Origin of the sequence: Azospirillum melinis, from assembly GCF_013340935.1 — a bacterium.
GTDB classification, from domain to species: domain Bacteria; phylum Pseudomonadota; class Alphaproteobacteria; order Azospirillales; family Azospirillaceae; genus Azospirillum; species Azospirillum melinis.
This window is the reverse complement of the sequence record NZ_WHOS01000016.1, coordinates 64,849-79,127: the sequence shown is the minus strand read 5'-3', so window position 1 is coordinate 79,127 and position 14,279 is coordinate 64,849. Positions and strand designations below refer to the sequence as shown.

The window sequence follows — 14,279 nt, the reverse complement described above, 5'->3', positions numbered from 1 at the left end:
TCCGAATGACTCATCGACCGGGGAGGACAACACCCATGACCGTCATCGCCACCACCCAGCCGCGCGCGGCCCTGACCGAGGAGGCCCGGGCCGAGCTGTCGGCTCTGCTGGGCGACCGGTTCACCACCTCCCTGCCGGTGCGCGAGCATCACGGCAAGGACGAGTCCTATCACACGCCCTTCCCGCCGGACGGCGTCGCCTTCGCCAATTCGACCCAAGAGGTCAGCGCGATCGTGAAGATCTGCGCGAAGCACAAGCTGCCGATCATCCCCTTCGGCACCGGCACCTCGCTGGAGGGCGGCATCGCGGCGCTGGCCGGCGGCATCACCATCGACCTGTCGGGCATGCAGCAGATCCTGCGGGTCAGCCCGGAGGATCTGGACGTGACCGTCCAGGCCGGTGTGACCCGCAAGCAGCTGAACGAGCATCTGCGCGACACCGGCCTGTTCTTCCCCATCGATCCCGGTGCCAACGCCTCGCTGGGCGGCATGTCGGCGACCAGGGCCAGCGGCACCAACGCCGTGCGCTACGGCACGATGCGCGAGAATGTGCTGGGGCTGACCGTGGTGCTGGCCGACGGCCGCGTCATCAAGACCGGCGGGCGTGCGCGCAAGTCGGCGGCCGGCTATGACCTGACCCGGCTGTTCGTCGGCTCCGAAGGCACGCTCGGCATCATCACCGAGGTGACGCTGAAGCTCTACGGCATCCCGGAAGCCATTTCGTCCGCGGTCTGCGCCTTCCAGACCATCAAGGGCGCCGTCGACACGGTGATCCAGACCATCCAGGTCGGCGTGCCGGTCGCCCGCATCGAACTGCTGGACGAGGTGCAGATCGACGCCGTCAACAAATACTCCAAGCTCGACTACGCCGTCGCCCCGACCCTGTTCTTCGAATTCCACGGCACCGAGGCCGGGGTGAAGGAGCAGGCGGAGATGGTCGCCGCCATCGCCGCCGAGCATGGCGGGATGGAGTTTGCCTGGGCCACCCGGCCGGAGGACCGCTCGAAGCTGTGGCAGGCCCGGCACGACGCCTATTACGCGGCACTGGCCCTGCGTCCGGGGTCGAAGGGCTGGCCGACCGACGTCTGCGTGCCGATCTCGCGGCTTGCCGACTGCATTCTGGAGACCAAGCAGGATCTGGCGGTGTCCAACATGCTGGCCCCGATGGTCGGCCATGTCGGCGACGGCAACTTCCACCTCGTCTATGTCCTCGACCCGGAGAACCCGGCGGAGCTGGCGGAGGCGCAGCGCCTTGCCGACAAGATGGTGACCCGTGCGCTGGAGATGGGCGGCACCTGCACCGGCGAGCACGGCATCGGCTACGGCAAGATGGCCTTCCTGGAGCAGGAGACCGGCGAGGCCTTCGGCGTCATGGGCGACCTGAAGCGCGCCTTCGATCCGGACAATCTGCTGAACCCGGGCAAGGTGGTGCGGGTGTAAAAAACGAGGGAGGCCTCGAAAAGCGACGCCTCCCTTTAATACTACGCGGTCTGTTGAGCAATAAACAGGTCGCGAGCGACATTGCCGATGGTGTTGGTGGCAACGCCATCGACGGTGCCGCCTACAATTCCGCCAACCAGTGGTATGGCTTTTCCCAAATTTATGACGCCTGTGGAGCCGAATTTCGTAAGAAGGCGAAAGCCAACTGTTTTATTAATAGATATAATAACTTCCCTTGATATGCTTTGTATCATTTTCTGCGTTACTTTGGTCCCGACTTTAACGCCGATTTCTTTCAAAACCGGAAGTGCGGCATTCCCGCATAGTGCGGTGTAGACGAGCGTTTTGACCCGGTCGTCCTTGATATCGTGTCCGCCCAGATGAGCAAGAGCTGCGATCATTCTTACTTGAACATAGAGGACTGATGTAATATTGGCGGGAATTGCGACCGGGAGAGTCATCAATCCCCCAAGGCCGGTCACAAATCCGGATGTCGCGCATTTGGCTATCTGCCAGCGGATCAACGCATTGGCTTGATCATATAGAGTTCCATCCTGCTTGGCGTACTCCGCAGCCAATTCGACAGCGCTATCAAGTCCGGGAACACCGTTGACAGCTTTATCATAAGCCCAATCCAGGGCTTGATGGATCGTTGACTCAGTTAACGCCGCCATTCTCCATTCCTCTGTGTTCTGCCTTTCGGTTGTTAAAACAGATTGAACAGATATTCTTAACGAGTGGTTTCTGGGGTTGATGCACGAGAAAAGGGAAAACATCAGGCATGCCGCGAAGGTGCCGGGACAGCGCGGCGCCCGCCTACCGGAACTTCGGCCGCCGCCCCGCCTTCAGCGCCTGGACCGCCTGGTCCAGCGTCTGGAGGAACTGCGACTTGTCGCGCTGGCTCATCGGGGCGTTGCCGCCGCTGACCACGCCCATGTCGCGCAGATCCTGCATCAGGGCGCGGGTGGCGAGCGCCGAGCCGACGCTGTCGGGCGTGAAGGGGCGTCCGGTCGGGCCGATCACCACCGCGTTGCGTTTCACGCAGCGGTCGGCCAGCTGGATGTCCGCCGTCACCACGATGTCGGTCGGGCCTGCATGGTCGGCGATCCAGTTGTCGGCGGCGTCGAAGCCGTCGCTGACCACAACCAGTTCCGCCATGCACTCCGTCGGCAGGCGCAGCGGCGCATTGGCCACCAGCCAGACCTTGGAACCGGTGCGGCCGGCGACCTTGTAGACCTCGGCCTTGACCGGGCAGGCGTCGGCATCGACGTAGATTTCGACTTTGGGACTGACCAATCCTGTTCCTCCTGTCGCTGCCCGGCCCCCGCCGGGTGGCTCAACAAGGTTTCATGCAAGGCCCTTATGCGCTAAAACCAGTCCCTAGCGACAGGGTGCCGTAGAACCATCGGGATGGGGCGGCGCCAATTCTCACATTTTTTCGGAAGGTCGGAGCGGCGCATGGCGTCCTACCAGTATGTCTATGTCATGAAGGGCCTGACCAAGGTCTATCCTGGCGGCAAGAAGGTTCTCGACAACGTCTGGCTCTCGTTCCTGCCGGGTGTGAAGATCGGCGTGCTCGGCGTCAACGGTTCCGGTAAGTCGACCCTGATGAAGATCATGGCCGGGCTGGACAAGGACTACTCCGGCGAGGCTTGGTCGGCCGAGGGCGCCAAGGTCGGCTACCTGCCGCAGGAGCCGCAGCTCGACCCGACCAAGACCGTCCATGAGAACGTCATGGAGGCGCTGGGCGAGACCAAGGCGCTGCTCGACCGCTTCAACGAAGTGTCGAACCTGATGGCCGATCCGGACGCCGACTTCGACGCGCTGCTGGCCGAACAGGGCGAGTTGCAGGAGAAGATCGACGCCGCCGACGCCTGGGACATCGACCGCACGGTCGAGATCGCCATGGACGCGCTGCGCTGCCCGCCGGGCGACGCCGACGTGACCAAGCTGTCGGGCGGCGAGAAGCGCCGCATCGCGCTGTGCAAGCTGCTGCTGGAAAAGCCCGACCTGCTGCTGCTCGACGAACCGACCAACCATCTCGACGCCGAATCGGTCGCCTGGCTCCAGAAGCATCTGGAGGACTACAAGGGCACCGTCGTGCTGGTCACCCACGACCGCTACTTCCTCGACAGCGTCACCGGCTGGATCCTCGAACTCGACCGTGGGTCGGGGATTCCGTGGGAAGGCAACTACTCGTCCTGGCTGGAGCAGAAGCAGAAGCGTCTGGAGCAGGAAGGCCGCCAGGAGGAGTCGCGCCAGAAGCAGCTGGCCACCGAACTGGAGTGGATCCGACAGAGCCCGCGCGCCCGTCAGGCCAAGAGCAAGGCGCGCATCACCGCCTATGAGACCTTGCTGGCCGAAAGCGGCAAGGAACAGTCCGGCGAGACCCGGATCGTCATCCCGGTGCCGCCGCGCCTCGGCAACGTCGTCATCGAGGCGGAGAGCATCGCCAAGGGCTTCGGCGACCGCCTGCTGATCGACGGCCTGTCCTTCCGCCTGCCGCCGGGCGGCATCGTCGGCGTCATCGGCCCGAACGGCGCCGGCAAGACCACGCTGTTCCGCATGATCACCGGGCAGGACGGGCCGGATGCCGGCACCTTCCGCGTCGGCGACACGGTGAAGCTCGGCTATGTCGACCAGAGCCGCGACAGCCTCGACGCCAAGAAGACGGTGTGGGAGGAGATCTCCGACGGGCTGGATCTGGTCGAGCTGGGCAAGAAGACCATGCCCAGCCGCGCCTATGTCTCCAGCTTCAACTTCCGCGGTCCCGACCAGCAGAAGAAGGTCGGCCAGTTGTCGGGCGGTGAGCGCAACCGCGTCCACCTCGCCAAGATGCTGAAGTCCGGCGCCAACGTCCTGCTGCTCGACGAACCGACCAACGATCTGGACGTCGATACGCTGCGGGCGCTGGAAGACGCGTTGCAGAGCTTCGCCGGCTGCGCCGTGGTCATCAGCCACGACCGCTGGTTCCTTGACCGCATCGCCACCCACATCCTGGCCTTCGAGGGCGACAGCCACGTCGAATGGTTCGAAGGCAACTTCCAGGATTACGAGGTCGACAAGAAGCGCCGCCTGGGCGCCGATGCCGACCAGCCGCACCGCATCAAGTACAAGCCGCTGGTGCGCAGCTGACGGCTGGGAGGCTTCCTGCCGATTGAAAAAGGGCCGCCGGTCAGTCAGACCGGCGGCCCTTTTTTATCGATCCCGGTCAGGGTGGACTCAGTTGGCCCGTTTGACCGACAGCGGCGCTCCGACTTCGCCGGGATAAACGGCCAGCAGCCGCACCGGCTCGCTGCCCTCGTTGATGCCTTCGTGCCAGTCGGTGCGCTCCATATAGGCGTCGCCTTCCTTGTAGGTGGTGCTCTCGCCGTTCTCGCCGCGGATCGTCAGCTTGCCGCCGAGGATATAGACGAACAGCGGGATCTGGTGCGTATGCACGCCGGTCCGCACGCCGGGCGGGATTTCGGTGATCCTCGCGGTGATCTGCGGAGCCCCCTTCGGGTAGACGATCGGCGTGCCGTTGGAGTTCGTTTCCGTCTGCAACAGCGGGATCGAGCGTGGAGCTGCCAAAGCCGCCGGCTGGGCGGAAGCAGTCTGCGCCGCTGCCTGGGACGGCAATGCGAAGGACAGCAGGCAGGAACCGGTCAGAAGACCAGCGAACAAAATGACCGCCGGACGGCGGTGAGGATGGGCGAGGGACCGTGACATGCTGGTCAAGCTCTCCGGTGCGGGAAACGGGGGATGCCGAATGCCGGAATCCCATTGCCCATACACGATAGAGAGGTGCCGGATGTCACGAACTGCGCATTTGGTCGCATCCAATTTAAGAAAGACAACCTTTGCGCACCCTCGCCCGATTCGTGGCCGGAGCCGGCCGGATCAGCGGGTGATGTCGTCCGGCCGGTCGGTGCGGCGGTCGTGCCGCTTATCGTCTCGCGTGTCCTCGATCTCCACCTCGGTGCGGCGGACGGTGTCGCGGACGCTCTGGGCGCGTTCCTCGACATCCTTGCGGACCACGACGGTTTCGCGGACATGGGCGGTCTTGCTGACCACCGCTTCCTCGTCGGTCTCCGTCACCTCGATGGTGCGCTCGCGGAAGGCGTCGGCCGGAACCTCGCTGCTCCCCACCATGCCGCCGGGGCGGCGTTCGACGGTGACGGTCTCGTCGCGCAGGCGGACCTGCTCCTCGACCGGCGTCTCGACGACATAGCTGCGAACGCGGATGCCGCCGCGCTCGACACTGCGCTTGCCGATGTTGACCTGCTCCTCGACAATCGGGATCTGCTCTTCCCGCTCGGCGCTGCCGGTCCTGGTGCTGTCGGTGTTCACGTCGCGCATGGCGGCGGCGGCACCGGTCAGCCCGGACGCAGTGCCCGCTGTCGTGCCCGCTGTCGTGCTGCCGGTGGTGTCGATGGCGGTGCGGCCCGGCGAGTAACGCACACGCTCCTCCTCCGCCGACTGCTCGTCATAGTAATCGGCGGTCTCGTCGTAGCCGGTCCAGCCGGTTTCGCGATAGGCGCTGCCGCGCTCCTCGACATCCACCACATTGCCGCGCTCCAGCACGTCCATGGCGCGGTCGACATCCTCTTCCTCCAGCCGCAGCTTCAGCAGCGATCCGCCGCGGCGCACGCCTTCGGCATAGACCTGCGCATCCTGGTTCGGGATGCCCCAACTGGCCAGCCGGGTCAGCATGCCGCCGGATCCGGTGCCGGTCATGACGCCGCCGGACCCTATCGTGCCCATTCCCGCTCCGGCGCCCAGGCCGCTTTCCATGCCAAGCCCCGCGCCGGTGCCGGGCACCGTGTTGGGCGAGGCGACATAGCCGGTCGACAGGTCGCTGCGGGCCATGCCGCTCGCCGCGCCAATGGAACTGTCGCCGGTCAGGGTGCCGGCAGTGGTCCCGGTGGGGGAGCCGCTCAGATCTCTGTCGCCCCAGCCGCCGCTGGACAGGTCGCTGTGCGACAGGATTTCGATGACGCTGGACTCGAACCCGGCAGCCTGCAGATCGCGGGATGCCGTTTCCGCGTCGGATCGGTGGTCGTAGAGGGCAACGATGGTTTTGGTCATCGGTCTCACTCCTCGGGCGAAGTCTGATTGGGGGATCGGACGGGGGCGGGCGGGGTGGTCACACGCTCCACCACCGCGTCTTCGGAACGCAGGGTGACGGGCTGCTCGACCTCGACGGTCCGCCGGTTCTTGCGGATGTGCAGCTCTTCGCGGAGCACCAGGCGCCGCTCCACCACCAGCACCTCCTCCACCAGCGGGATCACCGTGACGTCTCCCTCCTGGCGGATGCCAGGGTGGGCGTCGATCTCGCGGTCGATGGGGACGCGGGTGACGGTGGCCTCCTCATGCTCCAACGCTTCGCGGACGATCTGCTCGCGTTCGGACACACGGGTGGTGACGCGGACGCGGCTTCGCTCCACCCGCTGCTTGCCGACGGTCACCGACTCGTCGTGCAGGGGAATGACCGCGTCGCCTTCATCGTTGAGCGGTCCGGTGAAGGGCGGTCTGTCGGCGGCCGTCATGGCGGCGGGCGCTACCCGGTCAGCGGAACAGGAGATAAAGGACGATCGCGACCACGATCAGGCCGATGATGATCCACATCCAGTTCATGCCCGAACTGCCGGCTGCACCGTCGGAGCCGTCATACACACCAACTTTCCTCGGCTTCTGCTCGTCTGCCATGGGAGCCTCCTTTCGGGTGTCGACCGGCGGGTTGTGCCCCCATCCGGCGTTGCTCCCTTCAAACAGGAGGTCCCTTGGATCGTTCCGCTCTCGTTTCGGGGAATCAACGATCCTGTGTAATCAAACTGTTTATCGGAGTGCCGGATGGCCGCCGGTTCAGCCCGCCATCTTCTGGTGTTCCAGGAAGGCGGTCTTCAGCAGTGCCTTCAGGTCGTCGCCATACTGGTGGAAGCGGACGGACAGCTGTCCGCGCTCCTCGTCGCGGTGCAGGACGACGAGGTTGGCGACGGCGGCGACCTCCTGCCGGTCGGCCAGCACGACGCGGGCCTGGAAGGTCTGGCCGCGCTGGTAGGGCTGGTTGACCGCCAGCAGGCACAGTCCGCCAACCGACCAGTTGCGGGCAGGGAAGCTGCCATGGTCGGTGTGGACGACCATGCCGGGGCGGACGAAGCGCTTCTGCCGCCGCCGTTCTTCCGGGGGAGGCGGGGGGAAGGGGCTGGAAGCGCCGGCGATATCGATGCCCGAGCGGTCGGTCAGCGCCTTGGTGAACACCGCGCCGCGCACGACCGCCGGTCCCATGGTGGAATCGCGCAGGTCGGCGTCGGAGAAGTCGGCGCCCTCGAAATTGGCCGGCCAGTCCCGGCCGCCGGCCAGCGGCACCGGCCGGGCATCGACCCCGTTCATCAGCGTGTGCGCCAGATAGGCGCGGCGCAGGGTGGCGCCGCGCAGCACGGCGTCGCGCAGGTCGGCCTCGTCGAGGTCGATGTAGGACAGCTCCGCCATCTCCAGGCTGGCCTTGGTCAGGCGGGCGCCGGGCAGGCGGCAGCGGCGCAGGCGGGCCGCCGCCAGCGTCCGTCCATGCAGGTCCGCCCCCGCCACCGACACGAGGTCGAGGTCGAGCCGAGCCCCCTCCGTCCCGCCGCTGTCGACCCAGCGCTCATGCCGTTCCACCAGCTCCAGGAACTCGGCGACCGGCATCGCGCTGTAGCTGGGGCGGACGATGGCGTCGGGCGGCAGGGCGAAGGGGATGAAGGTGCGGGTCAGGGTGGCGTGGTCCATCACCGTGTTGCCGAACACCGCCCCGTCCAGATTGGCGCCGCAGAAATCGGTGCCCATCAGCACGGCGGAGGTCAGCTCCGCGCCCGTCAGGTCGGCGTCGTTCAGATCGGCGCCGGTCAGGTCGCAGCCTGAGAAGTTGGCGCCGGCCAGGATCGACCGCTCCATCTTCGCTTCGGTCAGCCGGGTGGTGCCGGTGCCACGGGTGGAGGTCTGGCCGCCGTCCTGGCCGCCGCTGTCCACCAGCTCGCCGGCGCGGAAATCGGCACCGCGCAGGTTGGCATCGGTCAGCAGGGCACGGTGCAGGTTGGCGCCGCGCAGGTCGGCACCGGTCAGGACGGCACCGGTCAGGTTCACCGCCTCCATGTCGGCGCCGAACAGGTCGGCCTGCGACAGGTCCGACTTCACCATGCGGGTGTTGCTGAGGTTGGCCCCGGCCAGCTTGGCGCCGGCGAGCGACACGCGCTCCAGATTCAGCCGCGAGAGATCGCGGAAGCTGAGATCGGCGCGCCGACCGCTGGACGGCCGCTTCAGCCATGCCTGATGCGCCTGGATGATCGTCCGGAGTTCGTCGATCTCTTTCGGATCGCGTTCGGCCATGGCGTCGGGTTCCCGGGTCCAACCGTATGACGAAAGACAGCACTGTCGTCGCAACGATAGCCCGTTCGGACAGGCGCGTCACTGGTTCTGAAGGCTCTGGACCAAATCGCTCCAATGGACGTTCTGTTGCCGCAGCTCCATCCGGGGCGGACTCCCTGCAGGATGACCGACGTGGCCGGACCGAACCGTTCTCTCGATCTGCTGAACTTTTTCCTCGCCGACGTGCGGGATGGGCTTGGCCCTTATCTGGCAATCTATCTGCTGACCGTCCAGCATTGGAACGAGGCGGACATTGGGCTGGTGATGACGCTCGCCGGGCTGGCGGGGATCGCCGCACAGGTGCCGGCCGGGGCGCTGGTCGACGGCACCCGGTACAAGCGCGCGGTCGTCATCGTCGCAGCGCTCCTGGTGACGGTGGGGTCGCTGACCCTGCCCTGGCTGAACAGCTTCACCGTTGTCGCCGTGCTGCAATCGGCGGTGGGCGCCGCCGGGGCGGTCTTCCCGCCGGCCATCGCGGCGATCACGCTGGGGATGCTGGGGCCGCGCGCCTTCGTCCGCCGGGTCGGTCGCAACGAATCCTTCAACCATGCCGGCAACGCGGTGGCGGCCCTGCTGGCCGGTCTGGCGGCCTATGCCTTCGGACCCATCGCGGTGTTCTGGCTGATGACCGCGATGGCGCTGTGCAGCATCGCCGCGACGGCCGGCATCCCCGCCAACGCCATCGACCATGCCGTCGCCCGTGGACTTCATGGCGCGGACCATGGCGGCGACCGCGAGACGCCGTCCGGACTGCGCGTCATCCTGGGCTGCCGTCCGCTGCTGATCTTCGGCGGATGCGCCGCCCTCTTCCATTTCGCCAATGCGGCGATGCTGCCGCTGGTCGGCCAGAAGCTGGCGATGAAGGATCCGGCGCTGGGCACCAGCCTGATGTCGTTCTGCATCGTCGCCGCACAGCTGGTCATGGTGCCGATGGCGATGCTGGTGGGAGCCAGGGCCGACCGCTGGGGGCGCAAGCCGCTGCTGCTGGCCGCCTTCCTGGTCCTGCCCGTGCGCGGCATCCTCTACACCCTGTCGGACAACTCCGCCTGGCTGGTCGGCGTCCAGCTGCTGGACGGGGTCGGCGCCGGGCTGTTCGGCGCGCTGTTCCCGCTGGTGGTCGCCGACCTGACCGAGGGGACCGGGCGCTTCAATGTCAGCCAGGGCGCCATCGCCACCCTCCAGGGGATCGGCGCTTCGCTCAGCACCGCCGCCGCCGGACAGATGGTGGTGCGGGAGGGGTACAGTGCCGCCTTCCTGATGCTGGCCGGGGCCGCGGGCGTGGCCCTGCTGCTCGCGGCGCTGCTCCTGCCGGAAACCCGGAATGTCGGCACGGCGGAAGCCGGGGAGGACGACATGGCATCGGCCGACGCCGCGAAGGCCGCATCGGAGGCCTGACGCCCTGGCCTGAATCGGGAGCCTGAAACGACGAAACCCGGCTCCATGACGGGGCCGGGCTTCGCGGTAGCGGAGACTGCTGTGGACCGGTCAGCCGGTGCGGCCGACCTTCTGGCGCAGCGCCTGGATCAACCCGTCGACGCGGCCGCCATTCTGTTCGATCACGGAGGCGAATTCCTGCCGCTGGGTCACGCCCATGCTGACATTCTCCACCACCACGTCGATGATCTTGTAGTCGGCGCCGCCCTTGCGGACACGCCAGCTGACATTCACCGGCGGGCCGTTGGGCCGGACGATCTGCGTCGTCACCATGCTGTCGGCTTCACCGGCCGGGCTGACGCCGGTGATCTTGAACGTCTCGCCGGAATATTCGACGAAACGCTCGGCATAGGTGTTGACGATCAGCTGCTCGAACAGCTTCTGGTATTCGGCCCGCTGCGCCTCGTTGGCGCTGTTCCAGTAGCGGCCCAGCACCCAGCGGCCGATGTACGGCACGTCGAAGCCGGCGTACAGCAGCGTGCGGAAGCGCTGGATCGCCTGATCGCGCGACAGGCTCTTGTCCGAGAAGGTTGCGATGGCGTCGTTCCCCAGCTTCTGGATGAACGCGCTTGCCCCCTGGTCCGCGGTTTGCGCGGCTGCGGGAGAGATGAGAGAGTGCCCGGCCCAACCGCTCACCGCGAGCAGGGCAGCGGACGCGACAAACTGGCGGCGTGTCAGCATGATGGGGCGAAAAGTGGCTGTTGCTGGGGCTTTGTCAACGGTCATCTGGCCTTTGGGCTGCCGCCGGATGCTTTTGGAGGAGGCTTACGGTCCCGACTCCGACATCCATGGCGCCCGTCGGCCCGCCGCCGCGGCCGCCGCACCCGTCCCCGGAGGGCGGCGTGCGGCGGTCCCGATGGACGGGGCCAGGAGGCGTCAGAAACGGATCAGGGCTTCGGCGCGGTGGTGAAGTCCGGGAATTCCGGCGTCGTGCCGGCCTTGTTGTTGCTGATCGCCGCCCGGCGCTGCTGCTGGTACAGGCTGCGCACGGTGGCGTAGAAGTCCAGCGAGTTGCGGCGCAGGTCGTCGACCTCCTTCAGCACCTCCGACCGGCGGTCGACGGCGCTGACGATGCCGCGCGTCATATAGGCGCCCTTGTGGTCGTTGGCGTAGGCCCAGATGCGGATCGGGTCGCCCACGGTGTCGACGGCGTAGCCGGCGGTGTCGCGCAGGTTCGACGGACCCAGCAGCGGCAGGACCAGATACGGCCCGTCGCCAACACCCCACACCGCCAGCGTCTGGCCGAAATCCTCCGGCGCATTCGGGATGCCCGCCTGCGTCGCGACGTCGGCGATGCCGCCGGCGCCCAGGATGGTGTTGGTCAGGAAGCGGCCGGTGGCGTTGGTCGCCCCCTCCACATTGCCCTGCAGCAGGTTGTTGGCGATGTAGAGCGGCGACATCAGGTTGTCGATGAAGTTGTGGATGGCGTCGCGCACCGGATCGGGCACGACCCCCACATAGACCTCGGCCGCCGGGCGGATCACCAGCACGTCGGCCGCCTCGTTGGCGGCGAAGACGAAGCGGTTGGGAATCTCCAGCGGATCGCTGACCTGATAGGCCGCATCCGTAGCACCCGAGTCGCCCGGGTTGGTCGCGCAGGCCGTGGCCGTCAGGGCGAAGGCCACCACGGTGGCCGAACGGAGGAGGGAGCGGGAAAGGCTGGCCAGCTTCATGTGCGACGGCTCTTTATCTGTGGGCTCGACTCGGTGCGGATCGCCGCATTTCCTGTCCACAACCGAAGACCCCGATGGCTGGAGTCCTCAACCCTGGCAAGGTGGCTACGCGGTCGGGAGGAAGATTGGGCGAGATATCGCAGAATTTCCACCGTTTCCTGACCTAACACAGGCTTCGCCTTTTGACCAGCATGCGCCGGCATGTCGCCGGAGAGGCCGCGGCGACTGTGTCGGCTTTGCCGCAATGCGGCGGGAGAGCTTGCATCCTGCCGCTTTCCGCCGCGGACTGCCGGCACCTGGGCCGGCCGGCGTGGACCTGCCGCGGGCATTGGCCCAAGCGGCTGCGAAAAGCGGTTTACGACGCATAAAGATATCTTTATATCTGTATCCAGGCCGGCGAGGCGGGGTGTCCTAGCCGGCCGGCCCCTTTCCTGGCCCGAATCGGACGTGAGGCGATGGACGATCTGCTTGCGACGCTGAAGGCAGCGGCCGAAACGACGCGACTGCGGCTGCTGGCACTCTGCGCGCATGGTGAGCTGACGGTGACCGAACTGACCCAGATCCTGGGCCAGAGCCAGCCGCGTGTCTCGCGCCATCTGAAGCTTCTGTGCGACGCCGGCCTGCTCGACCGCTTCCGCGAGGGGACCTTCGCCTTCTACCGGCTGGCCGAGAAGGGGCAGTCGGCCGAACTGGCGCGCGTTCTGGTCGACGCCATCCCCGCGGACGACGTCACCCTCATCCTCGATCTGGAGCGGCTGGACGCCATCAAGCGGGCCCGCTCGGAAAGCGCCGCCGCCTATTTCCGTGAGAATGCCGCGCGCTGGCACGAAATCCGCTCCCTTCACGTTGCGGAAGGCGAGGTCGAGGCCGCTCTGCTGCGCCTGTTCCCGGACGAGGGGGTGGAGGAGCTGCTGGATATCGGCACCGGCACCGGACGGATGCTGGAGGTGCTCGCCGGGCGCGTCCATCGCGCGATCGGGGTAGACCAGTCGCGCGAGATGCTGGCCGTCGCCCGCAACCGGCTGGAGGAGGCTGGCCTGCGCCACTGCCATGTCCGGCAGGCCGATATGTACCAGCTGCCGTTCCCGTCCGGCTCCTTCGACGCCGCGGTGATCCATCAGGTGCTGCACTACACCGAATCGCCGGCCGGCGTGCTGGCCGAGGCGGCGCGGATCCTGCGCCCCGGCGGGCTGCTGCTGATCGTCGATTTCGCTCCCCACCATCTGGAAGCCCTGCGCGAGGAGCATGCGCACCGTCGCCTGGGCTTCTCCGACGCCGAGGTCGCCGGCTGGTGCCGCCAGTCAGGCCTCGACTGCGGCCCGGTGGTGCATCTGCCGGGCGACCCGCTCACCGTTTCCGTCTGGCCGGCCACCCGCCTCGCGGCCGGCGCCGCCATTTCCTTCCCGAAGACCGCCCACTCGCTCAGCGGAGTTCCGTCATGACCGCGCCCACCTCTGCGCTGCCGTCCATCAGCTTCGAGTTCTTCCCGCCCAAGTCGGAGAAGATGGAGCAGAGCCTGTGGCAGTCGATCCGGCGGCTGGCCCCGCTGTCGCCCAGCTTCGTGTCGGTGACCTACGGTGCCGGCGGATCGACGCGCGAGCGCACCCACGCCACCGTCTGCCGCATCCAGGACGAGACCGGCATACCGGCCGCCGCCCACTTCACCTGCGTCGGTGCCACCCGCGACGAGATCGACGCCATCGCCCGCACCTATTGGGATGCCGGCATCCGCCATCTGGTGGCGCTGCGCGGCGACCCGCCAGAGACCGCGGGCGGTGTCGGCGGGCGGTACGAGCCGTTCCCCGGCGGCTACGCCTATGCCGCCGATCTGGTGGCGGGGATGAAGCGCATCGCCGACTTCGAGATCTCGGTAGCGGCCTATCCGGAAAGCCATCCGGAGGCGCCGAATGCCCAGTTCGACCTGGACAACCTGAAGCGCAAGGTCGATGCCGGTGCCACCCGGGCCATCACTCAGTTCTTCTTCGACAATGACGCCTATTTCCGCTTCCTCGACCGCTGTGCGGCGGCCGGCATCCATGTGCCGATCGTCCCCGGCATCCTGCCGATCACCAACTTCGCCCGCGCGGTGGAGTTTGCCGGCAAGTGCGGTGCGTCGATGCCGGCGAAGCTGGCCGAGACCTTCGAGGGGCTGGACGACGATCCGGAAACCCGCCAGCTCGTCGCCGCGACGGTGGCGGCGGAACAGTGCCAGGCCTTGCAGGCGCAGGGCGTGAACGACTTCCATTTCTACACGCTGAACCGCTCCGACCTGACCATCGCCATCTGCCGCATGCTGGGCGTGAAGGCAAAGGCCGTTCCGGCTGCGGTGGCGGGGTAGGGCGCGACT

Annotated in this window: 14 protein-coding genes; 5 read left to right on the top strand and 9 right to left on the bottom strand. The window is 66.9% G+C overall.

Translation table 11 applies throughout. The features are described 5' to 3' along the window. Nucleotides 1-35 precede the first annotated feature (35 nt). The gene (locus GBZ48_RS14475) at nt 36-1,439 is read left to right on the top strand and encodes an FAD-linked oxidase C-terminal domain-containing protein (protein ID WP_174471674.1); all 1,404 of its coding nucleotides are present in this window, start codon (nt 36-38) and stop codon (nt 1,437-1,439) included. 41 nt (nt 1,440-1,480) lie between these two features. Here the strand turns inward: GBZ48_RS14475 and GBZ48_RS14470 are convergent, their stop codons facing one another. Continuing rightward, nucleotides 1,481-2,113 (bottom strand): EcsC family protein, encoded by a 633-nt coding sequence (locus GBZ48_RS14470; RefSeq protein ID WP_174471673.1) that lies wholly within the window; start codon nt 2,111-2,113, stop codon nt 1,481-1,483. A 142-nt stretch (nt 2,114-2,255) separates the two neighbouring features. After that, entirely contained in the window at nt 2,256-2,735 is a 480-nt protein-coding gene (locus GBZ48_RS14465; protein ID WP_174471672.1) for a YaiI/YqxD family protein, read from the bottom strand. A 162-nt stretch (nt 2,736-2,897) separates the two neighbouring features. Between GBZ48_RS14465 and ettA the strand changes: the two genes are divergently transcribed. Then, nucleotides 2,898-4,574, top strand: coding sequence for an energy-dependent translational throttle protein EttA (gene ettA / locus GBZ48_RS14460; protein ID WP_174471671.1), 1,677 nt, complete (start codon nt 2,898-2,900; stop codon nt 4,572-4,574). An 87-nt stretch (nt 4,575-4,661) separates the two neighbouring features. On the opposite strand, the gene GBZ48_RS14455 is transcribed toward ettA, so the two are convergent. The 5 genes from GBZ48_RS14455 to GBZ48_RS14435 form a co-directional block, all read right to left on the bottom strand. Then, nucleotides 4,662-5,105 carry a cupin domain-containing protein gene (locus GBZ48_RS14455; protein WP_246307186.1) on the bottom strand — a complete coding sequence of 148 codons (444 nt, stop codon included), beginning with the start codon at nt 5,103-5,105 and terminating at the stop codon, nt 4,662-4,664. A 216-nt stretch (nt 5,106-5,321) separates the two neighbouring features. Then, nucleotides 5,322-6,509: a YsnF/AvaK domain-containing protein gene (locus GBZ48_RS14450; protein WP_174471669.1), complete on the bottom strand. Its 1,188-nt coding sequence runs from the start codon at nt 6,507-6,509 to the stop codon at nt 5,322-5,324. A gap of 5 nt (nt 6,510-6,514) precedes the next feature. Next, nucleotides 6,515-6,970 carry a YsnF/AvaK domain-containing protein gene (locus GBZ48_RS14445; RefSeq protein WP_174471668.1) on the bottom strand — a complete coding sequence of 152 codons (456 nt, stop codon included), beginning with the start codon at nt 6,968-6,970 and terminating at the stop codon, nt 6,515-6,517. A 19-nt stretch (nt 6,971-6,989) separates the two neighbouring features. Beyond that, on the bottom strand, nt 6,990-7,130 hold the full coding sequence (locus tag GBZ48_RS14440; RefSeq protein ID WP_174471667.1) for a hypothetical protein: 141 nt from the start codon (nt 7,128-7,130) through the stop codon (nt 6,990-6,992). A gap of 156 nt (nt 7,131-7,286) precedes the next feature. Beyond that, nucleotides 7,287-8,786, bottom strand: coding sequence for a pentapeptide repeat-containing protein (locus tag GBZ48_RS14435; protein WP_174471666.1), 1,500 nt, complete (start codon nt 8,784-8,786; stop codon nt 7,287-7,289). A 162-nt stretch (nt 8,787-8,948) separates the two neighbouring features. Between GBZ48_RS14435 and GBZ48_RS14430 the strand changes: the two genes are divergently transcribed. Then, nucleotides 8,949-10,220: an MFS transporter gene (locus tag GBZ48_RS14430; protein ID WP_174471665.1), complete on the top strand. Its 1,272-nt coding sequence runs from the start codon at nt 8,949-8,951 to the stop codon at nt 10,218-10,220. A 90-nt stretch (nt 10,221-10,310) separates the two neighbouring features. On the opposite strand, the gene GBZ48_RS14425 is transcribed toward GBZ48_RS14430, so the two are convergent. Continuing rightward, on the bottom strand, nt 10,311-10,940 hold the full coding sequence (locus tag GBZ48_RS14425) for an MlaC/ttg2D family ABC transporter substrate-binding protein (protein ID WP_174471664.1): 630 nt from the start codon (nt 10,938-10,940) through the stop codon (nt 10,311-10,313). A 206-nt stretch (nt 10,941-11,146) separates the two neighbouring features. Beyond that, complete coding sequence (locus GBZ48_RS14420; protein ID WP_174471663.1) at nt 11,147-11,932, bottom strand: MlaA family lipoprotein; 786 nt, start codon at nt 11,930-11,932, stop codon at nt 11,147-11,149. A gap of 455 nt (nt 11,933-12,387) precedes the next feature. Between GBZ48_RS14420 and GBZ48_RS14415 the strand changes: the two genes are divergently transcribed. Continuing rightward, on the top strand, nt 12,388-13,374 hold the full coding sequence (locus tag GBZ48_RS14415) for an ArsR/SmtB family transcription factor (protein ID WP_174471662.1): 987 nt from the start codon (nt 12,388-12,390) through the stop codon (nt 13,372-13,374). Continuing rightward, nucleotides 13,371-14,270, top strand: coding sequence for a methylenetetrahydrofolate reductase [NAD(P)H] (gene metF / locus GBZ48_RS14410; RefSeq protein WP_174471661.1), 900 nt, complete (start codon nt 13,371-13,373; stop codon nt 14,268-14,270). Before GBZ48_RS14415 ends, metF begins: the two co-directional genes overlap by 4 nt. Nucleotides 14,271-14,279 lie beyond the last annotated feature (9 nt).